This is a genomic window from Kutzneria sp. NPDC051319 (assembly GCF_040682195.1).
In the GTDB taxonomy this organism is placed as follows: domain Bacteria; phylum Actinomycetota; class Actinomycetes; order Mycobacteriales; family Pseudonocardiaceae; genus Kutzneria.
Genome location: NZ_JBFBAM010000003.1, coordinates 1 through 23,749 on the forward strand (window position 1 = coordinate 1; position 23,749 = coordinate 23,749).

Below are 23,749 nucleotides of genomic sequence, written 5' to 3' on the forward strand. Positions count from 1 at the left end.
TTTAACCATCTCAAAGGAACCCACTAAGGGGTTTATTCATTCAAGTACTGGCTATTACAGTACGCTGTTGAGTTCTCAAAGAACACACGCACACCGTCACTTGGCTCATTCAGGCCGCGATCAGGGGCTTGGTGTTTCTGTTTGCTTGTGTTTGAAGCTTATCCGGTCCGGATTCTCCCTGTCAAATCGGCTTGTTCTTGCCGATTTGCTGGGGTTCGTCCCGGCGTCACTGACTCTACCAGACTTTCTCAGTGGCTTTGTCGGTGACCCGCTGGCGTCCGTTTCCGTCCTGCCCTGCGGTACGTGGAGAACATTAGCAGCCGATCCAAGGCGTCTCCAAATCGGGCCCCTGGCGGTCCGGCCCAAGATCCATCCGCGCAGGTCAGGCCGGTGCGGACGACCCCTGCACACCCCTAAAACAGTCCCGGAACGGCGCGGCTATGACGGGGGTCACAGCGGCTCATCGGAGTGCGGCGAACACCGATCCACCGACAACAACGCCCAGAAGCGTTCCGACAAGAACCTGCTTCACCGTGTGGTCGCGCAGCTCTACCCGTGACCAACAGACGATGGCCACCGCGACGAAGGAAGCCAGCCACCCGAGTCCGAGCGACAACACCGCGATGGTGGCGGCGCCGCTGGCCACGGCCGCGTGCGCGGAGACCTTCCACCAGTGCGTGATGGCCATCGTGACCAAGAGAGAGGCGAACATGGAGGCGACGAGGGCCAGCATTTCCCGCGGGGCGCCGACGAGCGCCAGGACGGCCAGGCCGACGAGCACGGAGCCGAGGCCGATGAGCAGCGGGATGCGGCGTTGCTCGCGCACGCCTATGTGGTGATCGGTCAGCCGGCCACGGCGAACGCCGATGAGGATCGCGCCGAACGGCAGGACGCTGGCGAACATCGCGGTGAGCAGGCCCCAGAGCAGACCGGCGCCGATGGTGGCGCCGGCGTGCAGGCCGAGCAGGAAACAGATGGCCACGACCACCACCGCGGGGGCGAACACCTCGGTGGCGGCGCGGGCGGCCAGTCGGCGGAACGAACGAGTCTCGGCAGTCACTCGCCGAGTATGGGAAACCCCGCAGTGCTGCCAGGTCGGGGGTCCGACAGCACTGCGGGGTCATTCGGCTCATCGCTTCCGTCACGGAGCGCGTTACAGCGAACCGACGGTGTGACCTGGGTCACGTTAGGGTGAACCGTTCATCGCCCGGTGCGGAGGAGTCGCATCGGGAAGTGATGCCGGTCGGCGCGGGCCCTGCATCCCGCGCCGACCGGCGCTGGCTCGCAGCTGGGAGGGCACGCCCGGGTCGAAGCGGGCGCGGCTGCGGTGGCCGGTCTGGAGGAATCGGGGTCAGCGCAGGCCCTGCATGTGCGCCTGGGCGAGCAGCATGAGCTCGTGGCGCATGGCGGGCGTGGCAGCAGCGTCGATCGCCTTGCTCACGGCCTTGCGAGTACGAGTCTCGGCACGGCGGGCGCGGATCTTCGCGGCGATGTTCATGGGGTTTGCATCCCTCTCAACGTCTGTCTTCTGGTGCGGTAGTACCAGTATGCACCTGCGCGACCTCGTAAACCACCACTTTGTCCGGTGAGGTGCGGCACACGCCGATGAATCATCGGCATACACCCCGCCGTCACCCCAAGTTCATCCGGCAACCCGCCCCGGTACGCCGAACGAGCTACTCCTCCCGACCGAGCAGGAACCGCCCGAAGTGAGGCACGGTGAACGCGATCCGCCCGCGCTCGGCCGAGTAGACGAGCCCCTTCTTGATCAGGTTGTCCCGCGCCGGCGACAGCGAGGAGGGCTTCTTCCCCAGGTAGACGGCCACATCCGTGGTGCCAACCGGCTCGTCGCGGCCTTCGGTCAGGTCGGCCATCGCGCGCAGGTACTCGCGCTCGGCCGGGGTGGCGCGCTCGTACCGTGACCCGAAGAACCCGACCGCCAGCTCGGCCTCGGCCTCGGGCGCGGCCATCGCCACGTCCTGCGGGGTGATCGGGTCCGCCGGCGCCGCGTCCCAGGCCGCCTTCGCGTACGCCTGCACGAAGTAGGGGTAGCCGCTCGACGCGTCGAACAGCGCGTCCAGGGCGTGCGCGCTGATCTCCGCGCCCTCACGGGCCACCGGCGCGAGCACCGCGCGGTCGGCGTCCTCCCGGTCGAGCTGTCCGATCAGCACGTACCGGAACAGCCGCTCGGAGTAGGACTTGCTGGCCGACAGCAGCGCGGGCAGGTGCGGCAGGCCAGCGCCGACCACCACCAGGGGCGCGCCGGACTGGGACAGCTCGTGGCAGGCGGCGCACAGCGCGGAGATGTCGTCCGGCTGCACGTCCTGCATCTCGTCGATGAGCAGCGCCACCCCGGTGCCCACGTCCTTGGCCAGCTCGGCGACGTCGGTGAACAGCTCCACCAGGTCGATCTCGATGTCACCGGAGTCGGCGCGCCCCTGCGCGGCCGGCACGTCGATGCCCGGCTGCCAGCGTTCCCGCAGCTTCGCGCCGTCCGGGTTGGCACGCAGCGCGAACGCCTTGAGCACACCGAGCACCGCCTCCACCCGTTCGGGATCGCGGTGGCGCACGGCGAGGTCGCGGATCGCGCGGTGCAGCGCGGCGGACAGCGGCCGGCGCAGCTCGGCGTCCGGCCGGGCCTCGATCTTGCCGGCGCCCCAGCCGCGCTTGACGGCCATCGAGCGCAGCTCGCCCAGCAGCACCGTCTTGCCGACGCCGCGCAGGCCGGTGAGCACGAGGCTGCGTTCGGGACGGCCGCGGGCGACCCGTTCGAGCACCACGTCGAAGGCCGCGAGCTCGCGGTCCCGGCCGGCCAGCTCGGGCGGACGTTGCCCGGCCCCGGGGGCGAACGGGTTGCGCACCGGATCCATCATCGGACCGTATCGGCGTGTCTAGTGCTGGCTCAATACACCGGAAGACGCCACTACCGGTTGCGGACTGTGCAGTACTTGCGCTTTGATAAGTGCGAACGAAGCGACAAGTCGAGGGGACAAGATGGACGGCCACCCGGCGCAGCGGCTCGACGACGTGGTCCACCAGCGGGTGCGCCTGGGCATTCTGACCGTGCTCAGCAGCGAGCCCCGGGTGGCCTTCACGGTGCTGCGCGACCTGCTCGGCCAGCCGGACAGCGGCCTGAGCCGGCACATTCGTGTGCTGGAGGACGCCCGCCTGGTGGCCACCGACAAGGTGATCGAGGACCGCAAGCCGCGGACCTGGATCTCGATCACCGAGGCCGGTCGGGCCGCGTTGCGCGCGGAGCTGGCCGCGCTGCGCTCGATGATGACCGCCATCGAGACCGGCGGCGCGGACCCGCTGGCCTTCGCCGCATTGCTGGCCGACGAGCCGGGGGAGCGCGACCGGGAGCGCGCCGACCTGGTGATCAGCGAGGTGCCCGAGGGCTTCCGGCTGAGCCGGGAGTCCGCGGTGGACAGCAACTACCAGCTGATGTCCATGCCGGCCGCGGAATGGGGCAGCCACCACAGCCAGGCGCTGACCTTCCGCAGCCACGGCCTGCTCGGCGGGCACTTCCGCAGCTTCACGTCACCGACCGCGAACGCGCACGTGATGCTGGTGGAGCTGGGCAACGCCGAGGGCACGATCGCCATCCTGAGCGCGCTCGCGCCGTCCAACTTCCGGATCGACGGCATGGATCCGCACCGCGGCTTCCTGCTGGACCGGGAGGTCGGCGGCAAGGTGGGGATCTGCTGGCTGGCGGTGGACCGCTACCTGGTGTGCGTGTCGATGACCGGGGACGAGGAGGTGATCCGGGAGTTGCTGCCCCAGCTGGCCGCCGGGCAGCGGGCCAAGCTCACACGTTAGGAACGCGTCAAAACCGCTGTACGGCAAGCGAAAGCAGTCGCACAGTGCGGTCGTGACGACAACTGCGACCCGGCCCCCTCGATTAGCCGGCGACGATCAGAGGCACCGGTTGACCGCCGTGACCGGGATGGCCGGTCTCGGGCTCGACGCCATCGCCTCGGTGGCCTACGGGCCGGAGGCGATCGTGCTGGTGCTGGCCGCGGGCGGTTCCGCCGGTCTCGGTTGGACGCTGCCGGTGACAGTGGCGATCGTGGTGCTGCTGGGCGTGTTGATCGCCTGCTACCGCCAGGTCATCCAGGCGTTTCCGGACGGCGGCGGCGCCTACACGGTGGCCACCAGGTACCTGGGCCGTCGCGCCGGTCTGGTCGCGGGCGCGTCGCTGGTCGTCGACTACGTGCTCAACGTCGCCGTGTCGGTCGCGGCCGGCGTGGCCGCGCTGACGTCGGCGTTTCCGACCCTGCTGCCGTGGACGACCGAGCTGTGCGTGCTGGTGCTGCTGGTCGTCACGGGCGTGAACCTGCGCGGCATCGTGGTCGGCGCCAAGGCCTTCGCGTTGCCGGCGGCCGTGTTCGTCGCCTCGGTGCTGGCGGTGATCGTGGTCGGGCTGTTCCGGCCGGAGGTCGCCGCGCCGGCGTCGCAGTCGACGACGGTCGGCGGGGTAGGTGTGTTGCTGGTGCTGGCCGCGTTCGGCAACGGCTGTTCGGCGCTGACCGGTGTGGAGGCCATCGCCAACGCCACGCCGTCGTTCCGTACGCCGCGGCGCCGGCGGGCCCGGCGTGCGGAGGCCGGGCTGGGCCTGGTGCTCGGCGTGTTGCTGATCGGGCTGGCCGTGCTGATCCAGCGGTCCGACGTGCGTCCCGAGGCGGGCCGCACGATTCTGTCGCTGGTCGCGGAGGGCTCGGTCGGCGACGGCTGGCTGTACGTGGTGATCCAGCTGTCCACGGTGCTGCTGCTGGCGTTGGCCGCCAACACCTCGTTCGGTGGCCTGCCGGTGTTGGCCGCGAAGCTGGCGCGCGACGACTACCTGCCGCACGTGTTCGGGCTGCGGGCCGACCGGCTCGTGCACCGGCACGGCGTGCTGGTGTTGGCCGTGCTGTCCGGTGCGCTGCTGGTCGGTGCCGAGGGCCGGGTCGACGTGCTGGTGCCGCTGTTCGCCATCGGCGTTTTTGCCGGCTTCGCATTGGCGCAGATCGGCATGGTCCGGCACTGGCGGGCCGAGCGCGGCCGGGGATGGGCGCCGAAGGCCGTGCTGAACGGGTTCGGCGCGGCGCTGACGATCGCCGCGTTGATCGACGTCACCGCGTCCAAGTTCCTGGAGGGCGCCTGGCTGATCGTGCTGGTGATCCCGATCTTCGTGCTGCTGTTCAGCGTGGTTCGCCGGGCCTACGGCCGGATCGGCCGGGACATCGGCGTCGGCACGCTGCCGGCGCGGCCGCGGCGGACCGCCTCGGTCGTGGTGGTGCCGGTCGTCGCGATCACCAAGCTGACCGCGGAGTGCCTGTCGACCGCCTTGTCCATGGGCGACCGGGTGGTGGCCGTCCACGTGTCGTTCGACGACGAGCAGGAGAAGGCCCGGCGGTTCCAGGCCGACTGGCAGGAGTGGCGACCCGAGGTGCCGCTCGTGCTGCTTGACTCGGAGCACCGCCTGCTCGGGCCGCCGATCGCCCGCTACGTGAAGTCGCTGACCGGCGAGCACGTGGTGGTGCTGATCGGCGAGATCGAGCCGGCCGCCCTGTGGGAACGCATGCTGCGCAACCGGCGCGGGGCGGTGGTGGCCCGGTGCGTCGGGCGCAACACCGCGGCCGTCGTGTGCCGGCTGCGCTTCCGTCTGGGCTTCTCTACCGTTGTCTAGTGCTGAGGCAATACTTGCTTAGATTGGTTGAGACGGCGCGAGACGAGCACCAGCGGCACCAGCAGCCACCAGGCGTAGTTGGCTTGCCCGGGATGGCCGGAGACCGCGACGACGGCCCACACCACGAAGACGAAGCTGGCCGTGATCGGCTGGAGGTACCAGCCGAAACGCGGGAAGCGACCGGGTTTCGGGGTGAGGTCGCCGTTGCGCTGGGACACCGCGATGATCAGCGTCTGGACCGCAAACACCGCGACCACGTTGGCGGCGTAGACGGCGTAGGACACCGACTCGTCGCCGTGCTTGGCCAGTAGCGAGGACGGGAACGGCAGCAGCGCGACCAAGGCCAGCAGCACCATGTTCAGCGACATGATCCGCGCGTGCCGCACCCGCAGCTCGCGGAACAGCCGATGGTGGGCCAGCCACAGCACCCCGATCACCAGATAGCTGATCAGGTAGCCGGCGATGGCCGGTTCGAGGCCGGACAGCGCTCGGAGGAAGTCCGCGCCGTGGACCTCGTCGGGAATCCTGATGTCCAGCACCAACAGCGTCAGCGCGATGGCGAACACGCCGTCCGAGAGCGCGAGCACGCGCCCCAGGTCGACCTCGCCGCCGGCATCTGCATCATCCTCGTCGCCCTCGGTCACGGGGCAAGAAGTTAGGGCTTCTCCAGGATCGCGGTGACGCCTTGGCCGCCGGCGGCACAGATCGAGACCAGACCGCGACCGGAACCCCGCTCGTTCAACAGTTTCGCCAGCGTGGCCACGATTCGCCCGCCGGTCGCGGCGAACGGGTGGCCCGCGGCGAGCGAGGAGCCGTTGACGTTGAGCTTGGCCCGGTCGATGTCGCCTACGCCGTTGCGGTGCCAGGCCGCCAACGTGGCCAGCACCTGGGACGCGAACGCCTCGTGAATCTCGTAGAAGTCGAAATCGGCCAGCGTGAGGCCGGCGCGCTCCAGCATCTTCGGCACCGCGTAGACCGGGGCCGTGAGCAGGCCGTCGTCGCCGTGCACGTAGTCGACCGCACCGGTCTCGGTCCAGGTCAGGTAGGCCAGCACCGGGATCCGGTGCTGCCCGGCCCATTCCTCGCTGGCCAGCAGGACGACCGAGGCGCCGTCGGTGAGCGGCGTGGAGTTGCCGGCGGTCATCGTGTCGCCGAAGGCCGGCTTGAGCTTGGCCAGCTTCTCCACGCTGGTGTCGGCGCGGAGGTTCTGGTCCCGGGTGAGGCCGAGGTAGGGCGTGACCAGGTCGTCGAAGAAGCCACGCTCATAGGCCGCGGCGAGGTTGCGGTGGCTGGCCGCCGCGAGTTCGTCCTGGTCCTCGCGGGCGATGCCCCATTCCTTGGCGGTGATCGCCGCGTGCTCACCCATGGACATGCCGGTGCGGGGTTCGGCGTTGCGCGGGATGTTCGGCACCACGTGCGTCGGGCGCAGCTTGGTCGCCGCGCGCAGCCGTGCGCCGAACGACTTGGCCCGGTTGAACTCCAGCAACACCTGGCGCAGGCCCTCGTTCACGCCGATCGGGGCGTCGCTGGTGGTGTCGACGCCGCCGGCAATGGCCGAGTCGATCTGGCCCAGCGCGATCTTGTTGGCCGCGGCGATGATCGCCTGCAGGCCCGTGCCGCAGGCCTGCTGGAGGTCGTAAGCGGGTGTTTGCGCCGACAGTCGGCTGCCGAGAACGGCTTCCCTGGCTAGGTTGAAATCGCGGCTGTGTTTGAGCACCGCCCCCGCGACCACTTCACCGACCCGTTCGCCCTGCAGCCCGAACCGGCTGACCAGGCCGTCCAGCGCGGCGGTCAGCATGTCCTGGTTGGACGCCATGGCGTACGGGCCGTTGGACCTGGCGAACGGGATGCGGTTGCCGCCGAGCACGGCCACGCGCTGAACGGTCGGGGTCATGCCTCGACAATAACCTACTTATGAGTAGACTTACCAGCGAGTAGGGAGGCGTCTCGTATGTCAGATCCGTACCTCCGGTTCGCCCAGTCCGGCTTCGGGCGGTTCGTCACCGGTCGACTAGGCCTGCCTCGGCCCGCCCACCTGCGGCGGCACCGACCGGGCCAGCCCGCGCTGGCGGGTCCGGTGCTGACCGGCGGCTCCGGCCGGCTCGACGCCGTGCTCAAGGCGCACGCCACCGGCGGGGACGCGCCGTACGGGGGACTGGTGTTCGACGCCACCGGCATCGACAGCCCCGAACAGCTTCGGGCGCTGCACACCTTCTTCAATCCGGTGATCCGGCAGCTCGCACCGTGCGGACGGGTCGTGGTGCTCGGCACCCCGCCCGAGGAGCTCACCAGCGTGCCGGCCGTTGTCGCGCAACGGGCGCTGGAGGGTTTTGTCCGCTCCGCCGCCAAGGAACTCCGCGCCGGCAGCACCGCCCAACTCGTCTACGTGTCCGAGGGCGCCGAGCCCAACGTCGAGTCCACGCTGCGTTTCCTGCTCAGCGCCAAGTCCGCCTACGTGTCCGGGCAGGTCATCCGGGTCGGCGCCGCCGAGGTGGTCGAGCCTGTGGACTGGGAGCACCCGTTGGCCGACCGCGTCGCTCTGGTGACCGGCGCCTCACGGGGCATCGGCGCCGCCATCGCCGAGGTGCTCGCCCGTGACGGCGCGCATGTCGTGTGCCTCGACATCGCCGCCCAGGGCAGCGAGCTGTCCGAGGTCGCCAACCGGGTCGGCGGCTCCGCCGTGCAGATGGACATCACCTCGACCGACGCCCCCGCCCGGTTGGTCGAGTACTTCCAGCTGCGGCACGAGGGCGTGGACATCGTCGTGCACAACGCCGGCATCACGCGGGACAAAACCCTGGCCCGGATGACCGAATCCCAGTGGGATGCCGTGCTTTCCGTCAACCTCGCCAGCCAGCTCCGCGTCAACGACGGATTGTTGAAGGCCGGCGCGCTGCGCCGCAACGGCCGAATCGTCGGCGTGTCCTCCATCGCCGGCATCGCCGGCAATGTGGGGCAGACCAACTACGCCACCAGCAAGGCCGGCGTCATCGGCATGGTCCGATCCCTCGCCCCCGAACTGGCCAGCCGGGGCAGCACCATCAACGCCGTCGCCCCCGGTTTCATCGAGACCAAGATGACCGCCGCCGTGCCGCTGTTCATCCGGCAGGCCGGGCGGCTGATGAACAGCATGTCCCAGGGCGGCCTGCCCGTCGACGTCGCGGAAACCATTGCCTGGTACGCCAATCCCGCCTCGTCCGGCGTCAACGGCAACATCGTCCGGGTGTGCGGGCAGAGCCTGCTGGGGGCCTGATGTACCTGCGCGCCGCGCTCACCAGCTTCCGTCGGGGCGGCTCTTCCCTGCCTTCCGACGTCCTTTCCGCCTCGGACATGGCCGTGTCGCTGGAGCATTTATCCGCGTACAACCGCGTTTGCGGCTTCGGCTTACGCTCCCAGCTGCCCGCCACCTATCCGCATGTGTTGGCCTTCCCCTTGCAGATGCGGCTCATGACCTCTCGGGGCTTTCCCTTCCCCCTGCCCGGTCTCGTGCACGTGGGCAACCGCATCTCCTTGGCCCGCCCCCTTTCCCTCGACGAGCGCTTCGACCTCCACGTCCGGGCCGTCGACCTCCGACCGCACGAGCGGGGCCAGCAGTTCGACATCGTCAGCGAGCTGTCCGTCGACTCCGCCGTCGTGTGGACCGACGTCAGCACCTACCTCCGCCGTTCCGGCTCCGGCCCCGCCGGCTCCGGTTCGTCGGCGGTGCCCGAGCCCTCCGCCGTCTGGTCCGTGCCCTCCGCCATCGGCCGCCAATACGCCTCCGTCTCCGGCGACCGCAACCCCATCCACCTCAACCCCTTGACCGCCCGCCTCTTCGGCTTCCGCCGCGCCATCGCCCACGGCATGTGGACCAAGGCCCGCAGCCTGGCCGCCCTGGAGGAACGCCTGCCTTCGGCCTACACCGTGGATGTCCGCTTCAAGCTGCCCGTGCTGTTGCCGGCCAAGGTCGGCTTCAGCGCCACGTCCGTCGGCGACGGCTGGGAGTTCGCCGTCCACGACACCCGCACCGGCCGCCCCCACCTGTCGGGCACCGTCGGGGCATTCGTGACTACTTAGGCGGTTGCCACATCTGGCCGTCGACGAGGTTGCCGAAACCCATCCAGACGAGGTTCATGAGGCGGGCGGCGACGGCGCCGGCGGATTCCTCGGGGTGGTCGAGCCACCAGTCGGCGAGGGACTCGCCGGCGCCGACGAGGGCGGCGGCCATGGCGTCGGCGTGGAGGGTGGCGGCGTCGCTGTCGGAGGTGTTGAGCAGGAGGGCGGCGACGAGGCTGATGGCGCGGCGGCGCATGTCGAGCAGCTCCTGGGCGAAGGGGCCGCCCTGGGCGCTGGCCTGGCGGTGCAGGACGCGCCAGCTGTCGCGGTACTCGCCGACGAAGCCGAAGAATGCCCGCAGGCCGTGCCAGAGCTGCACGTCGGGCCGGTCGCCGGCCTCGCTGACGCCGGCGGCGATGGCCTCCATGAGGCGCGTGGCCTCGCGCCGGATGCAGGCGGCGAAGAGGTCCTCCTTGGAGCCCAGGTAGGCGTAGACCATGGGCTTGGAGATGTCGGCGACCTCGGAGATCTCGTCCATCGACGCGGCGTGGTAGCCGCGCTGCGAGAAGACCTCGACGGCGGCGTCGAGGATCTGCCGCTCACGCACTTCGCGTGGCAGCCGCTTGGCCCTCACTCGGCCGGCCGCGTCATTCGTCCGCATCCGATGCAGGCTAGCTTGCCGAGGTACCTACTACACAGTAGGCTTACTGGCCAGTAGGTACATGGAGGTGGGGCTATGGCCGACATCGAGCAGTTGGCAGCGATCGACCCGAAGAAACTCAGCAAGGACGAGTTCGTCACGCTGCTGTCCTCCTTCACCGAGGCGGCACAGGACGGCGTCCAGCTCGACCTGAGCACGATGCCGCCGCAGGACTTCGCGCGCATCATCTCCAGGGCGTCCAAGGAGCAGATCGAGGCCGTGATGGCCGTGCCGGCGCTGCGCGGGCCGATCCTGGACGAGGTGTTCCGCCGTATGGAGGTGCACTTCCGCACGGAGCGGGCCGGCTCGACGCGGGCGGTGGTGCACTTCCGCCTGACCAACGGCGAGGACTTCGACCGGTACCAGGTGCACATCGACGACGGCGCCTGCGCGATCACCAAGGACGGCCAGGACGAGCCGCGGGCGACGGTGACGCTGCCGCCGCTGGAGTTCCTCAAGCTGGCCACCGGCAACGCGTCGGCCCCCGTGCTGTTCATGACCGGGAAGCTGAAGGTCAAGGGCGACCTCGGTTTCGCGGCCGGCTTCATGAGCCTGTTCGACATCCCCAAGGCGTGAGAGGAAACTCCCGATGGCCGGCTTCTCCCTCGAACTCAACGAGGACCAGCGCGACCTGCGTGACTGGGTGCACGGCTTCGCCAAGGACGTGATCCGCCCGGCCGCCCCCGAGTGGGACGAGCGCGAAGAGACACCGTGGCCGGTCATCCAGGAGGCCGCCAAGATCGGCCTGTACGGATTCGAGTCGCTGGCCACCTGGTTCGCCGACCCGATCGGGCTGTCCCTGCCCATCGCCACCGAGGAGCTGTTCTGGGGTGACGCCGGCATCGCGCTGGCGATCATGGGCACCGGCCTGGCGGTGGCCGGCATCTTTGCCTCCGGCGAGCCCGAGCAGCTGGCCGAGTGGGTGCCGGAGTGCTTCGGCGACGAGAACGACCCGAAGGTGGCGGCCTTCTGCGCCTCGGAGCCGCAGGCCGGCTCGGACGTCAGCGGCTACCGCACGCGCGCCCGCTACGACGAGGCCACCGATGAGTGGGTGATCAACGGCCAGAAGGCGTGGGCCACCAACGGCGGCATCGCCAACGTGCACGTGGTGACCGCCGTGGTCGACCCCGCGCTGGGCGCGCGCGGCCAGGCCGGGTTCATCGTGCCGCCGGGAACCCCGGGCGTGGCCAGCACCCGCAAGATCAAGAAGCACGGCCTGCGCGCGTCGCATACCGCCGACGTCTTCTTCGACGAGGTGCGGGTGCCCGGCCGCTGCATCCTGGGTGGCAAGGAGCGGGTCGAGGCCCGGCTGGCCCGGGCCCGTGAGGGCAAGAAGGCCGGCGGCCAGGCCGCGATGGCGACGTTCGAGACCACCCGCCCGACCGTCGGCGCGATGGCCGTCGGCGTGGCCCGCGCCGCCTACGAGTACTCGTTGGAGTACGCCAAGGACCGCGAGGCCTTCGGCCGCAAGATCATCGAGAATCAGTCCATCGCCTTCGACCTGGCCAACATGCGCATGGAGATCGACGCCGCCCGCATGCTGGTGTGGCGGGCCGCCTGGATGGGCCGCAACAACGTGCCGTTCGAGGCGGGCGAGGGCTCCATGTCCAAGCTCAAGGCCAGCGAGGTCGCCGTCTGGTCCACCGAGCGCGCGATCCAGATCCTCGGCGGCGCCGGCTACACCCGTGAGCACCCGGTGGAGCGCATGCACCGCGACGCCAAGATCTTCACCATTTTCGAGGGCACGAGCGAGATCCAGCGCCTGGTGATCTCCCGCGCCATCTCGGGGATCCACATCCCCTGACGAGCTCACACGGCGAGGGGGCACCCGGGTGGGTGCCCCCTCGCCGTGTGAGACGGGAAGACATGGCGGCGACGAGGCGCGCGGGCGGAGAGCTGTGACCAGGTGACCGAGGTCTGGCACATGATCACGCCGCCGGGTGGTTCGCCCGCTGGACTGAAACCCGAGCACTCCTTCAGTGGAACGGGTGATTCCGCCTCGGCGAAAGAAGCCGGGCTGATCAACGGCGACCCTAGGTTGGCCCCCATGAGGAATGGCCGGGCGTGACGACGATGGGCTCGTCGGTGACGGTCGACGGCCGGGCGGCGAAGTTCCGTACGGAGCAAGAGAAGCCGATCGTCAACGTCCACAAGGGAGCAACGTTCGCGGTCAAGGTGGACTACGTGGCCGACCGCAGCCTGAACCCGCCGCCGGGGCCGACCACGGCTTCGAAAACCTCGACGCGAAAATGAAGGATCTGTACGGGATCGACGTCAAGAGCCGGGCCGATTCGGGACCGCCGGGGCACCTGAGGATCCCCATCGGCGTGCTGTTCGACACCGACAATCCGGCGCCCTGATGCTCTACGGCTTGCGCCAACTGGTGGGCGAGGAGAGCTTCCGCGACATCGAGCGGACCTTCTTCACCAGCTTCACCGGGCGCTCGGCCACCACGCAGGACTACATCGACGTGGCCGACCGGGTGTCCGGCCGCGACCTCACCGGCTACGTCAGGGCCTGGATGTACGGGGACACCACGCCGCCCATGCCGGGCCACCCGGACTGGGTGTCGAATACGGACTGAATCGATTTCAGCTTCCCGGAATGACGTGACGGGCAGCAAAAGCTGCCCGTTTTCGCTACTCGCCAGACAACCGAGAATTAAGGTTTTCCTAGGGTGAGAAGCGGTGTGATGTGCGACACGTCAAGGCTATATCAAACGTGATGGAACGGCGTCGGAGATCGTCACTACAGTCCCACCAATCATCGGGTGGGTAAGTCGGCCCACCCAGGTCGAGTTCTCCAGCGCCGGAGCCGGGGGCGGTTCCGACGCCTTTCGCAGTACCGAAGGGAAACCGTTCCGTGGATTCTTCCCACGGCGGCGAGGGCTACGCAAAGACCCTCGGCAACCGCCAGGTGCAGATGATCGCAATGGGTGGCGCCATCGGCGTCGGCCTCTTTCTCGGCGCCGGTGGCCGCCTGCACGCCGCCGGCCCCGGCCTGATCCTGTCCTACGCCCTGTGCGGCGCCGCCGCCTTTTTTGTCATGCGGGCCCTGGGCGAGCTGGTGCTCTACCGGCCGTCCTCGGGCAGCTTCATCACGTATGCCCGCGAGTTCATCGGGCCGTGGGCCGGCTTCGCCGCCGGCTGGATGTACTGGCTGAACTGGGCCATGGCCGGCATCGCGGAGATCACCGCGGTCGGCGTCTACGTGCACCGATGGCTGCCGGACCTGCCGCAGTGGATCACCGCCCTGATCGCGCTCGGCGCGCTGCTGGCCGTGAACCTGGCGTCGGTGAAGCTGTTCGGCGAGCTGGAGTTCTGGTTCTCGGTCATCAAGGTCACCGCGATCATCGCGTTCCTGCTGGTCGGCATCGGTCTGGTCATCAGCGCGACCAGCATCGGCGGCCACCCGGCCGGCCCGGCCAACCTGGTCGCCGACGGCGGCAGCTTCTTCCCGCACGGCTTTGGCATCACGCTGATCGTCATGCAGGCCGTGGTCTTCGCCTACGCCGGCGTCGAGCTGGTCGGCATCGCCGCCGGCGAGGCCAAGGACCCGGCCAAGGTCATGCCCAAGGCGATCAACGGCGTGCTCTGGCGGATCGGCGTCTTCTACGTGGGTTCGGTGCTGCTGCTGGCCATGCTGCTGCCGAGTTCGGTGTACGCCAACGGTGTCAGCCCGTTCGTCACGGTGTTCACCAACCTGGGCGTGCCGTGGGTGGCCGACGTGATGAACGCGATCGTGCTGACCGCGGCCCTGTCCTCCTGCAACTCCGGGCTGTACTCCACCGGCCGCGTGCTGCGTTCCCTGGCCGACCGCAAGGAGGCTCCGGCCTTCGCCGGCAAGATGAGTCGCAACCACGTGCCCTACGGCGGTGTCCTGTTCACCTCGGTCGTCTACGTCGGTGGCGTGGTGCTGAACTACTTCGTGCCGTCGGAGGCGTTCGACATCGTGGCGGCGATCTCGTCGCTGGGCGTGGTGACGGTGTGGGCGATGGTGCTGATAGCGCAGATGCAGATGCGCAAGAAGGCGCTGCGCGGCGAACTGGTCCGGCCGAGCTACCGAATGCCGGGCGCGCCGGTGACGAACTGGATCGCGCTGGCCTTCCTCGGCCTGATCGTCGTGATGATGGGCTTCGCCGGCGGGGCCGAGCAGATCGCCTTCTACGCGATCCCCGGCATCATCGGCGTGCTCGGCCTGGGCTGGTGGCTGGTCAGCCGCCGTCGGCCCGAGCCGGCGCCGGTGCTCGAACCGGTCCTGGTCGACATCGCCCGATAGCGTTGACGCTGGTCGGGGCGATCCGCCCCGACCAGCACAATGGCGAGGTGAACTACCAGCAGCTGATCGACGACGCCGTCGAGGCGGCCCGCACGCGTCTCGGGCACGGGCGGGTCGCGGACTACATTCCGGCGCTGGCGTGCGCCGATCCGAACGCGGTCGGCATGGCGTTGGCAACGGTCGACGGCGAGGTGTTCCAGGCCGGCGACGCGCAGGAGTCGTTCTCGATCCAGAGCATCTCGAAGCTGTTCACGCTGGCCCTGGTGCTGGCCGAGGGCGGCGACGCGCTGTGGCGGCGGGTGGGCCGCGAGCCGTCCGGCAATCCGTTCAACTCGTTGGTGCAGCTGGAAACCGAGCACGGCATCCCGCGCAACCCGTTCATCAACGCCGGCGCGATCGTGGTGACGGACCGGCTGCTCGACCTGACCGGCGATGCGGCCGAGCGGGTGCGGCAGTTCCTCCGGGCCGAGTCCGAAAACCCTGCGCTGGCAACGAATGCGTCGATCGCCGCGTCGGAGGCCGAGCACGGGCACCGCAATGCGGCGCTGGCCCACTTCATCGCCAGTCACGGCAATCTCGACAACGACGTGGAAACCGTGCTGGCGCAGTACTACGAGCACTGCGCGATCGAGGCCAGCTGCCGTGATCTCGCGCTGGCGGGCCGTTTCCTGGCCCGGCACGGGGTTCGGGCCGACGGCGAACGCCTGTTGTCCCGCAGCGAAGCCAAGCAGATCAACGCCGTCATGTTGACGTGTGGCACCTACGACGCGGCCGGCGAGTTCGCCTACCGGGTGGGGCTGCCGGGCAAGAGCGGCGTCGGCGGCGGGGTGCTGGCGATCATCCCCGGCCGGGGCGCGGTCTGTGCCTGGAGCCCGGCCCTGGACTCCGCCGGCAACTCGGTGGCGGCCGTCGCCGCGTTGGACGCTTTCACCACGGCCAGCGGCCTTTCGATCTTCTAGTCGTGGTCGGGCTTGGCCGGCGGCTGGTAGGTGTCGGTCGGCGGCAGGTTGACCGGGACCTCGAAGCCCATCGGCGGTGTGTCGACGTCGACCTGGTAGGCGATCGCCTCGTCCACCGGCGCCGCCGCCACCGGAACCGGACTGGCGTCCGGTGCCAGGCCGAGCAGCAGCACGGAGCCGAGCGCGCCCACCAGCGCCGCGGCGACGAGCAGCCACAGGCCCGCGCCCGCGGAGTAGTTGAAGGTGGTGGCGCCGGAGTTCGTGTCGATCGAGTCGACCAGGTTGGTGACAGCGAGCCAGATGTAGCCGGCGATCATGGCTGTCGCCGCGACCGCGAACATCCGGACCCTGGTCAGGCGGCGCGCCAGGTCGCGGCCGCGCAGCAGCTGGTTGGCCGCCACGATCGCCAGCACCCCGGCCACGATGATCGGCACGCCGAAGTAGTTGGTGCGGCTCGTCTCGCCGAACGGCAGGCCATAGGTGGGGTAGTTGGTGATCCACGACGTCACCGCGAAGGTGTGGTCGAACGAGGACAGCCCGAGCGACACCGTCACGTTCAGGTCGAACAGGCTGGCAAAGGTGCCACCGATCGCCAACAGGCCGGCCAGCAGCAGCACCACACCCGCCACCACCCGTCGGGTCGGCAGTCGGACCACCGGGACGGACGGCGTCGGTTCGCTCATGTCACCGATTCTGCACGAACTCGGGGCACTCAGTAGCGACCGATTCGGGCGGGTGCTCGTGTGTAACCAACCAATAGCCGCCACCCACCACTCCCGGGGGGCGTGCCCTTGGCCAGCCTACCGCCGCGACCCGGGAAGTGATCTTGAAATTGGTGGTCCTGTGGATAACTCGGCGGCTGTGGATGAAGGGGAAACGGCTGGTCGGGGCGCCGCCGACCAGCGGAGTACCGGTCGGCGGCGATTCGTTCCGACTATCCCCGGGCCGCCCGGGTGGCGGCGGTCAGCCAGTCTCGGGCCGGCTTGGGGCTGGGGTACGCGGGCCAGCCGTTGATCGTGCCGAGCAGGTTCCAGTAGCGCTCGGCCCGGTCGTCGCCGAAGGTGTCGTTGAGCTTGATGAGCCACTCGTCGAAGTCGGCGTCGCCCTCGCGGCCGAGCTCACGGGCGACGGCGGCGTTCATCTCCAGCACGATGCGACGACCGGCGTCGGACTCCGGCTGCTGGCCGGCGGCCATGGCGTCGGCGACCTTGGTCAGGGCCTGCTCCATGGCGGTGTTCCAGGCGTTGGACAAGGGGTTCGCGGTGCCCTCGGAGACCATCCGGGCGTTCTCGACGGCCATGGTGCGGATCTTGGCGCGGAAGCTGGGATCGCGGACCAGCTCGACCAGCTCGATCCATGCCTCGACCTGTTCGGGCGTCGGGTCGTCGGGCAGCTCGGCGCGGACCTTGCGCATCCAGGCGGCGTTCTCCGTCGCGGGCAGGCCGGCGTCGACCTCGGCCCAGAAGTCGTCGAGGATCGCCTGCCGCTCCTCCTCGGTCAAACGGGCGAGTTCGTGCACCATCTCCAGCTCCTTCGGGCTCGACCCGCGCTTGGCCACCGCGCGCAACACGGACCGTCGCAGCCGCAACGTCCTGATCTGGACGTCGAGAGCCTCGGCGTGCTCCGCGGCCAACTCCGGAATGCTCACCTCGCGGGAGAGCACCCGGTTCACCGTCGGCAGGTCGACACCGAGCTCACGCAGCGTGCGAACGAACTTGAGCCGTGTCAGCGCATGGATGTCGTACATCCGGTAGCCGGCGTGGGTGCGTTCGGTCGGGGGCAGCAGACCGGAGTCGGAGTAGAAGCGGATGGTCCGCACGGACAGGCCGGTCAGCCTGGCCAGTTCCCCGATTCCGTAGAGGTCGTCGTCCCCGTTCACGCCCACAACGGTGAAGTCTCCACCTACTGGAGGGTCAACGCATTTACGGCTAGGCTCGTCGTCGTGACTGCCGGGTCGGCCTTGAGCCATCAGCGGATCGGGTTCCCGGCTGCGGTTTGACCATCTCGCGGGCCCGTGGCCCGCCTCCACACGCAGCTGAGTCCACACAGGACACGCGCGGTGGAGAGGAGGTGAGTAGCGAAATGTCCGAGAACTGGAACGAGTTCCTGGCCGGCCACACGGTCGGCGACGTGGTCGACGGCACGGTGAGCAAGGTGCTGCCGTTCGGCGCTTTCGTGCGGGTGGACGGCTTCGACGGCCTGCTGCCGCAGGTCAATACCGTGAGCGACGGCGAGCGGGTGCGGGTGCGCATCCTGGCCATCGACGACGCCGGGCAGCGGTTCAGCCTGGAAACGGCTTAACAGAAGGGGGCCGGCAGGGGCGGCCGTATTCCGCCCCTGCCGGTGTCCTCAGTAGGTGATCGCCACGGACGGGTCGGCCAGCAGCGCGCCGACATCGGCCAGGTACTGCGAGCCCTGCTGTCCGTCGACCACGCGGTGGTCGAAGCTCAGCGCCAGCTGGCACACCTTGCGCGGCACGACCTGGCCGTTCACCACCCACGGCATGTCGCGGATGGCGCCGAAGGCCAGGATCGCCGACTCGCCGGGGTTGATGATCGGGGTGCCGGTGTCGACGCCGAACACGCCGACATTGGTGATCGTGATGGTGCCGTTCATCATGTCCGCGGGCGTGGTCTTGCCGTCCCGGGCGGTCACCGTGAGCTGCTCCAACGCCTCGGCCAAGCCCCGCAACGACAGCTGATCGGCGTCACGGACCTTGGGCACGACCAGGCCTCGCGGCGTGGCGGCCGCGACCCCGAGGTGCACGTAGTCCTTGTAGACGATCTCGTTGGCGGCCTCGTCCCACGTCGCGTTCACGTCCGGCGTGCGGCGCGCCGCGAGGCACATCGCCTTGGCGGCGAACACGAGCGGGGTGAGTTTGACGCCACGGAACTCCGGGCTGTCCTTGAGCTTGGCCCGCAGCTCCATCATCGGCGTCACGTCGATGGTCAGGAACTCCGTGACGTGTGGGGCCTTGAAGGCGCTGTCCACCATGGCCTGCGCGGTCGCCTTGCGGACGCCCTTGATCGGCACGCGGCGCTCGCCCCGGCCGGCGGCGAGGGCAACCGGAGCAGCCGCCGGCGCGACGGCCTGCTCCACGTCCTCACGGGTGATCACGCCACCCGGGCCGCTGCCGGCCAGCGCGGCCAGATCGATGCCCAGGTCCTTGGCCAGCTTGCGAACCGGCGGCTTGGCCAGCGGCACGTAACCGCCGGCGGTCTCCGGCTCGGGCGCGATGACCGGAGGCGTCGGCACGACCGTGACCGGCGCGACCGCCGCCGACACGGCGGCCGACGCGGGCACGGCCGCCGGGGCGCCGACCCGGACCCGGCGCTTGGCGGTGACCGCCTTGACGCCGTAGCCGACGAGGTTGGGCACCCGCTCCGGCTCGACCGAGCCGTTGACCGGCGCGGCCTCCCCGTTCGGATCGGTGTCGATCACGATGATCGGCGTGCCGACGTCGACGGTCGTGCCCGCCTCGACCAGCAGCTCCGAGACCACGCCCGCGAACGGGCACGGCAGCTCGACCGCGGCCTTGGCCGTCTCGATCTCCACGATGATCTGGTTGACGGTGACCGTGTCACCCGGCTTGACGTGCCAGGTGAGGATCTCCGCCTCGACCAGCCCCTCGCCGACGTCGGGCAGGGGGAAGTGCTTGAACTGCGGCATGCTGCGAGATCCCCCTTACCAGGCGAGCGAGCGGTCGACGGCGGCCAGCACCCGGTCCAGGTCGGGCAGGAAGTTCTCCTCCAACTTGGCCGGCGGGTACGGGGTGTCGAAGCCAGTCACCCGAAGCACGGGGGCCTCCAGCGAGTAGAAGCACTCCTGCTGGACCTTGGCCGCAATCTCGCCGGTGATGGACGCCTCGCTCGGGGCCTCGCTGACCACGATCAGCCGGCCGGTGCGCCGCACCGACTCGTAGACCGGGCCGAGGTCGAGCGGGGACAGCGAGCGCAGGTCGATGACCTCGAGGTCGAGGCCGTCCTCCGCGCCGGCGGTCGCCGCGTCCATGCTGGTGCGGACCATCGGACCGTAGGTGGCGATGGTCGCCGTCGAACCCTTGCGCAGCACCCGGGAGCTGAACAGCGGCTGCGGGGCCACGGACAGGTCGAGCTCGGCCTTCTCGTGGTAGCGGCGCTTGGGCTCGAAGAACAGCACCGGGTCGTCGCACTCGATGGCCTGGCGCAGCATCCAGTACGCGTCGACCGGGTTGGAGCAGGCCACCACCTTCAGGCCCGCGGTGTGCGCGAAGTACGACTCCGGCGACTCGGAGTGGTGCTCCACGGCGCCGATGCCGCCGCCGAAGGGCACCCGCACCACGATCGGCAGCTTGATCCGGCCCTGGGTCCGGTAGTGCAGCTTGGCCAGCTGGCTGACGATCTGGTCGAAGCCCGGGAAGATGAAGCCGTCGAACTGGATCTCGCAGATCGGCCGGTAGCCGCGGATGGCCAGGCCGATCGCGGTGCCGATGATGCCGGACTCGGACAGCGGCGTGTCCAGCACGCGCTGCTCGCCGAAGTCCTTCTGCAGCCCGTCGGTGACGCGGAAGACGCCGCCGAGCTTGCCCACGTCCTCGCCCATGACGATGACCTTGGGGTCGCGCTCCATCTCGGTGCGCAGGGCCTGGTTGAGGCCCTTGATCATGGTGATCGTCTGCGGCGCGGCCGACTGCTTGTCGGTCGAGCGGTCCATGGTCGGAGCGGCCATCAGTGCTCACCTCCGGCGAACCCGGCGAGGTAGTTCTCGTACTCGTCCCGCTGCGCCTCAAGGGTCGCGCTGGACTCGGCGTAGACGTTGTCGAACATCCGGCCCGGCGGGGGCTCCGGCAAGTTGACGCAGTGCTCGCGCAGCACCGCGGCCAGCTCGTCGGCGTCGGCCTGGACGGCGTCGAAGAAGTCGTGGTCGGCGAAGCCGTTGCGGCTCAGGTGCACCTTGACCCGTTCGATCGGGTCCTTGAGCTTCCACTCCTCCAGCTCGGTGGACAGCCGGTAGCGGCTGGCGTCGTCCGAGGTGGTGTGCGAGTCCATGCGGTAGGTGAAGGCCTCGATCAGCACCGGGCCGTTGCCGTGCCGGCACTCGTCCATGGCCCAGCGGGCGACCGCCAGCGAGGCCAGGACGTCGTTGCCGTCCACCCGGATGCCGGGGAAGCCGTAGCCGCGGGCCCGCTGGTACAGCGGGAGCCGGCTCTGCCGCTCGGTCGGCTCGGAGATGGCCCACTGGTTGTTCTGGCAGAAGAACACCAGCGGCGCGTCGTAGACCGAAGCCCACACGAAGGCCTCATGCACGTCGCCCTGGCTGGTCGCGCCGTCACCGAAGAAGACCATGGTGGCTTCCCCGTTGTCGTCGCCGACCTTGCCGTCGAAACGCTGGCCCATGGCGTAGCCGGCCGCGTTCAGGCACTGGTTGCCGATGACGATCGTGTACGGGTGGAACCGCTTGTCCACGGGGTCCCAGCCGCCGTGGTCGACGCCGCGGAACATGCCCACGATGTCCTTGGGGTGGATGCCCCGGCACCAGGCGACGCCGTGCTCGCGATAGCTGGGGAAAGCCATGTCGGTCGGCCGCAGGGCGTGGCCGGCGCCGATCTGCGCGGCCTCCTGGCCCAGCAGCGGCACCCACAGGCCCAGCTGGCCCTGGCGCTGCAGCGCGTTCGCCTCACGGTCGGCCCGGCGGACCAGGACCATGTCCCGGTACAGGCCGCACAGCTCCTCGGGCGTGATGTCGATGTGGAAGTCCGGGTGGTCGACCCGTTCACCCTCCGGGGTGAGCAGCTGGACCAGCTCCGGGCCGCCTTCGCTGGTGGCCCGCAAACCCGCGATCACCTGCTCCGCCGTTGGCCGGGCCGCGGTGGCGGCTGGGGCTCCCGACGGCTGCGGTTGCGTCCATCGTTCTGGGGACGACATTGCGCCTTCTCCTCGTCTACGACGCCGACCGGCCGCTTGTGGCGGACCGGATCCGGCTTCGTCGCCGGCCACCGCCGACCCGGTGGGGTGAAACGGTGGTCCGTCGACACTGACGGAACTCCCTTCCATCCTGACACGGGCTCACTCGAACCGGTGAGCGTCACCACACCAAAGTCAACCAAGCGTGACCACCTACACCACTGTGAACTGCGGAAACACCTGACCCGCCCAGGCTAACCGCCACCCCTGCCGCAGTACCCGGCGACACCGGCCCAGTACTCGTCGCACACCGTGTCCAGCGGGGTTCGCTATAGTGATCTTGGGGGATTCGTCGGGACCTGGGGAGGCAGCCGGCGAGTGCGAGGGGTGCAACCCACGCAGCCAGACCTGCCGAAGGGCCCGCCAATGCCGATCATCACCAAACTCACGCGCCGCATCGACGGCAGTGAGTACCCGTTCCAGAAGCGTGACTTCCCGACCACGCTCATCTCGGCCGTCACCGAGTGCGGCTGCACGCTGGGCGAGCACAGCTTCACCACGATCGCGGTGACGCAGACCGACTCGGCCACGCTGGAGCGCCGCAAGTGCGTGTGCTCCGGCTGCCACGAGTGCGAGACCTACGAGGTGCGGGTCATGCCGCACGCGCCGAGCACCGGCCGCCGCCACTCCGAACCGCTCGGCCGTTCCGCCTCCTAGTATCGGCCGGGTGGAGCCAACAGCACTGTTCAACACCGTCACCGGGCTGTGGGACGACGCCGTCCTGCCCAGCCTGTCCGAGTTCGTCGCGATCCCCGCCGTGTCGCCGGCGTTCGACCCGGACTGGGCCGCCAACGGCCACGTCGCCGCGGGTGTCGCGCACGTCAGGGCCTGGATCGCCGACCGTGGTCTGCCCGGCGCCGAGCTCGAGATCGTCCAGCTGCCCGGGCGCACCCCGCTGCTGCTGGTCGACATCCCCGCCACGCCCGGCCACGAGGACGCCGGCACCGCCCTGCTCTACGGCCACCTGGACAAGCAGCCGCCCGTCGGCGGCTGGGCCGACGGCCTCGACGCGTGGACGCCCGTGATCCGGGACGGCCGGCTGTACGGGCGGGGCGCCGCCGACGACGGCTATGCCGGCTACGCCGCGATTGCCGCCATCGAGGCCCTGCGGGCCAATGGCGGCGCGCACGGCCGGTGCGTGATCATGCTGGAGGCCTGCGAGGAGTCCGGCAGCCCTGACCTGGAGCCGTACGTCCGTCACCTCACCGACCGTCTGGGCCGGGTGTCGCTGGTGGTGTGCCTGGACTCCGGGTCCGCCGACTACGAGCGCATGTGGCTGACCACGTCGCTGCGCGGCATGGTGCAGGTGACCGCGACCGTCAAGGTGCTGAACTCCGGGCAGCACTCCGGCATGGTCAGCGGCATCGTGCCCAGCTCGTTCCGGGTGATGCGGCAGCTGCTCGACCGCATCGAGGACTCCGCCACCGGCCACATCAAGATCGCCGAGATGCACGTGGACGTCCCCGCCGGGCGGCAGGGCGAGATCCAGGAGAGCGTGGCCACCGCGCCCGGCTTCGCCAGCGCCGGCATCCCGTTCGCCGACGGCGTCGCGCCGGTCACCGGCGACGAGGTCGAGCAGGTCCTCAACAACACCTGGGGCCCCACCCTGTCGATCATCGGGGCCGACGGGCTGCCCCTGCCCGCCGACGCCGGCAACGTGCTGCGGCCCTTCACCACCCTCGTCCTCAGCTTCCGGCTGCCGCCCACCGCCGACTCCGCCGCCGCCCTGGAGGCCGTCACCAAGGCGCTCACCACCGACGTGCCCTACGGCGCCCACGTGGAGCTCACCCGGACTGAGCACGCTGACGGCTGGAACGCCCCCGACCTCGCGCCGTGGCTGCGTGCGGCGCTGGACAGCGCCGGCCAGGAGGTCTTCGGCGGCCCGTGGCGCACCCTCGGCGTCGGCGGTTCCATCCCGTTCATGGGGCTGCTCAACGGCATCTACCCGGACGCCCAGTTCCTCGCCACCGGCGCGCTCGGCCCGGGCAGCAACGCCCACGTGCCGGACGAGTCGCTGCACATCGACTACGCCAAGAAGATCACCGTGGCCATCGCCAAGGTGCTCGACGCCCACGCCAAGCACTGACCGAGTTCGCGGGTGCCGCCAAAGCGGCACCCGCGACTCTCAACTTGCAAGCTACTTTACCCTGAGGCGCGGCTGTCC

The 23,749-nt window shown here is 69.6% G+C and carries 24 protein-coding genes; 13 read left to right on the plus strand and 11 right to left on the minus strand.

Annotation, left to right across the window (positions count from 1 at the left end; all coding sequences use genetic code 11):
* Positions 1-460 precede the first annotated feature (460 nt).
* The 3 genes from AB0M73_RS03485 to AB0M73_RS03495 all read right to left on the minus strand — a co-directional run bounded on the left by AB0M73_RS03485 (position 461) and on the right by AB0M73_RS03495 (position 2,870).
* Positions 461-1,060, minus strand: coding sequence for a hypothetical protein (locus tag AB0M73_RS03485; RefSeq protein WP_363886315.1), 600 nt, complete (start codon positions 1,058-1,060; stop codon positions 461-463).
* A 291-nt stretch (positions 1,061-1,351) separates the two neighbouring features.
* Complete coding sequence (locus AB0M73_RS03490; RefSeq protein WP_198047321.1) at positions 1,352-1,498, minus strand: hypothetical protein; 147 nt, start codon at positions 1,496-1,498, stop codon at positions 1,352-1,354.
* A gap of 178 nt (positions 1,499-1,676) precedes the next feature.
* Positions 1,677-2,870 carry an AAA family ATPase gene (locus AB0M73_RS03495; protein ID WP_363886318.1) on the minus strand — a complete coding sequence of 398 codons (1,194 nt, stop codon included), beginning with the start codon at positions 2,868-2,870 and terminating at the stop codon, positions 1,677-1,679.
* A 124-nt stretch (positions 2,871-2,994) separates the two neighbouring features.
* Between AB0M73_RS03495 and AB0M73_RS03500 the strand changes: the two genes are divergently transcribed.
* Together AB0M73_RS03500 and AB0M73_RS03505 are read left to right on the plus strand one after the other, a co-directional pair.
* Entirely contained in the window at positions 2,995-3,819 is an 825-nt protein-coding gene (locus AB0M73_RS03500) for a transcriptional regulator (RefSeq protein WP_363886321.1), read from the plus strand.
* Between the two features lie 52 nt (positions 3,820-3,871).
* Positions 3,872-5,671 carry an APC family permease gene (locus AB0M73_RS03505; protein ID WP_363886323.1) on the plus strand — a complete coding sequence of 600 codons (1,800 nt, stop codon included), beginning with the start codon at positions 3,872-3,874 and terminating at the stop codon, positions 5,669-5,671.
* Here the strand turns inward: AB0M73_RS03505 and AB0M73_RS03510 are convergent.
* Together AB0M73_RS03510 and AB0M73_RS03515 are read right to left on the minus strand one after the other, a co-directional pair.
* Entirely contained in the window at positions 5,668-6,315 is a 648-nt protein-coding gene (locus tag AB0M73_RS03510; protein WP_363886326.1) for a TMEM175 family protein, read from the minus strand. The two genes, AB0M73_RS03505 and AB0M73_RS03510, sit on opposite strands and share 4 nt — an antisense overlap.
* A gap of 11 nt (positions 6,316-6,326) precedes the next feature.
* Positions 6,327-7,565, minus strand: coding sequence for an acetyl-CoA C-acetyltransferase (locus tag AB0M73_RS03515; RefSeq protein ID WP_363886329.1), 1,239 nt, complete (start codon positions 7,563-7,565; stop codon positions 6,327-6,329).
* Between the two features lie 57 nt (positions 7,566-7,622).
* Between AB0M73_RS03515 and AB0M73_RS03520 the strand changes: the two genes are divergently transcribed.
* Together AB0M73_RS03520 and AB0M73_RS03525 are read left to right on the plus strand one after the other, a co-directional pair.
* Positions 7,623-8,924, plus strand: coding sequence for a 3-oxoacyl-ACP reductase (locus AB0M73_RS03520; RefSeq protein ID WP_363886330.1), 1,302 nt, complete (start codon positions 7,623-7,625; stop codon positions 8,922-8,924).
* Positions 8,924-9,727: a MaoC/PaaZ C-terminal domain-containing protein gene (locus AB0M73_RS03525; protein WP_363886873.1), complete on the plus strand. Its 804-nt coding sequence runs from the start codon at positions 8,924-8,926 to the stop codon at positions 9,725-9,727. The genes AB0M73_RS03520 and AB0M73_RS03525 overlap by 1 nt, the downstream gene beginning before the upstream one ends.
* Here AB0M73_RS03525 and AB0M73_RS03530 read toward each other — a convergent pair.
* Positions 9,720-10,367, minus strand: coding sequence for a TetR/AcrR family transcriptional regulator (locus tag AB0M73_RS03530; RefSeq protein WP_043720704.1), 648 nt, complete (start codon positions 10,365-10,367; stop codon positions 9,720-9,722). The two genes, AB0M73_RS03525 and AB0M73_RS03530, sit on opposite strands and share 8 nt — an antisense overlap.
* A 75-nt stretch (positions 10,368-10,442) precedes the next feature.
* Between AB0M73_RS03530 and AB0M73_RS03535 the strand changes: the two genes are divergently transcribed.
* From AB0M73_RS03535 to AB0M73_RS03560, 6 genes are all read left to right on the plus strand, one after another.
* Positions 10,443-10,982, plus strand: a complete 540-nt coding sequence (locus tag AB0M73_RS03535) for an SCP2 sterol-binding domain-containing protein (protein ID WP_363886334.1) — start codon at positions 10,443-10,445, stop codon at positions 10,980-10,982.
* Positions 10,983-10,995: 13 nt separating this feature from the next.
* The gene (locus tag AB0M73_RS03540) at positions 10,996-12,210 is read left to right on the plus strand and encodes an acyl-CoA dehydrogenase family protein (protein ID WP_043720700.1); all 1,215 of its coding nucleotides are present in this window, start codon (positions 10,996-10,998) and stop codon (positions 12,208-12,210) included.
* A gap of 269 nt (positions 12,211-12,479) precedes the next feature.
* Positions 12,480-12,659 (plus strand): hypothetical protein, encoded by a 180-nt coding sequence (locus AB0M73_RS03545; protein WP_363886336.1) that lies wholly within the window; start codon positions 12,480-12,482, stop codon positions 12,657-12,659.
* A 118-nt stretch (positions 12,660-12,777) separates the two neighbouring features.
* Positions 12,778-12,990: a hypothetical protein gene (locus AB0M73_RS03550; protein ID WP_363886339.1), complete on the plus strand. Its 213-nt coding sequence runs from the start codon at positions 12,778-12,780 to the stop codon at positions 12,988-12,990.
* A 338-nt stretch (positions 12,991-13,328) separates the two neighbouring features.
* Complete coding sequence (locus AB0M73_RS03555) at positions 13,329-14,684, plus strand: amino acid permease (RefSeq protein ID WP_363886876.1); 1,356 nt, start codon at positions 13,329-13,331, stop codon at positions 14,682-14,684.
* Between the two features lie 47 nt (positions 14,685-14,731).
* Positions 14,732-15,643: a glutaminase gene (locus tag AB0M73_RS03560; RefSeq protein ID WP_363886342.1), complete on the plus strand. Its 912-nt coding sequence runs from the start codon at positions 14,732-14,734 to the stop codon at positions 15,641-15,643.
* On the opposite strand, the gene AB0M73_RS03565 is transcribed toward AB0M73_RS03560, so the two are convergent.
* Positions 15,640-16,326 carry a hypothetical protein gene (locus AB0M73_RS03565; protein ID WP_363886345.1) on the minus strand — a complete coding sequence of 229 codons (687 nt, stop codon included), beginning with the start codon at positions 16,324-16,326 and terminating at the stop codon, positions 15,640-15,642. The two genes, AB0M73_RS03560 and AB0M73_RS03565, sit on opposite strands and share 4 nt — an antisense overlap.
* A 251-nt stretch (positions 16,327-16,577) precedes the next feature.
* Complete coding sequence (locus AB0M73_RS03570) at positions 16,578-17,522, minus strand: MerR family transcriptional regulator (protein WP_363886348.1); 945 nt, start codon at positions 17,520-17,522, stop codon at positions 16,578-16,580.
* Between the two features lie 203 nt (positions 17,523-17,725).
* Here AB0M73_RS03570 and AB0M73_RS03575 point away from each other — a divergent pair, with 203 nt between their 5' ends.
* A complete protein-coding gene (locus tag AB0M73_RS03575; protein WP_363886351.1) occupies positions 17,726-17,944 on the plus strand; it encodes a S1 RNA-binding domain-containing protein in 219 nt (72 codons plus the stop codon).
* A 48-nt stretch (positions 17,945-17,992) separates the two neighbouring features.
* On the opposite strand, the gene AB0M73_RS03580 is transcribed toward AB0M73_RS03575, so the two are convergent.
* From AB0M73_RS03580 to pdhA, 3 genes are read right to left on the minus strand one after another with little or no spacing between them, the layout of a single operon-like run.
* A complete protein-coding gene (locus AB0M73_RS03580) occupies positions 17,993-19,312 on the minus strand; it encodes a dihydrolipoamide acetyltransferase family protein (RefSeq protein WP_363886353.1) in 1,320 nt (439 codons plus the stop codon).
* Between the two features lie 15 nt (positions 19,313-19,327).
* Entirely contained in the window at positions 19,328-20,350 is a 1,023-nt protein-coding gene (locus AB0M73_RS03585) for an alpha-ketoacid dehydrogenase subunit beta (protein ID WP_363886356.1), read from the minus strand.
* Entirely contained in the window at positions 20,350-21,546 is a 1,197-nt protein-coding gene (pdhA, locus tag AB0M73_RS03590; protein WP_363886359.1) for a pyruvate dehydrogenase (acetyl-transferring) E1 component subunit alpha, read from the minus strand. The genes AB0M73_RS03585 and pdhA overlap by 1 nt, the downstream gene beginning before the upstream one ends.
* A 405-nt stretch (positions 21,547-21,951) precedes the next feature.
* Between pdhA and AB0M73_RS03595 the strand changes: the two genes are divergently transcribed.
* Both AB0M73_RS03595 and AB0M73_RS03600 read left to right on the plus strand, forming a co-directional pair.
* Positions 21,952-22,242, plus strand: coding sequence for a hypothetical protein (locus AB0M73_RS03595; protein ID WP_043720680.1), 291 nt, complete (start codon positions 21,952-21,954; stop codon positions 22,240-22,242).
* Position 22,243: 1 nt separating this feature from the next.
* Positions 22,244-23,671 (plus strand): M20/M25/M40 family metallo-hydrolase, encoded by a 1,428-nt coding sequence (locus AB0M73_RS03600; protein ID WP_363886879.1) that lies wholly within the window; start codon positions 22,244-22,246, stop codon positions 23,669-23,671.
* The last annotated feature ends 78 nt before the right edge of the window (positions 23,672-23,749 follow it).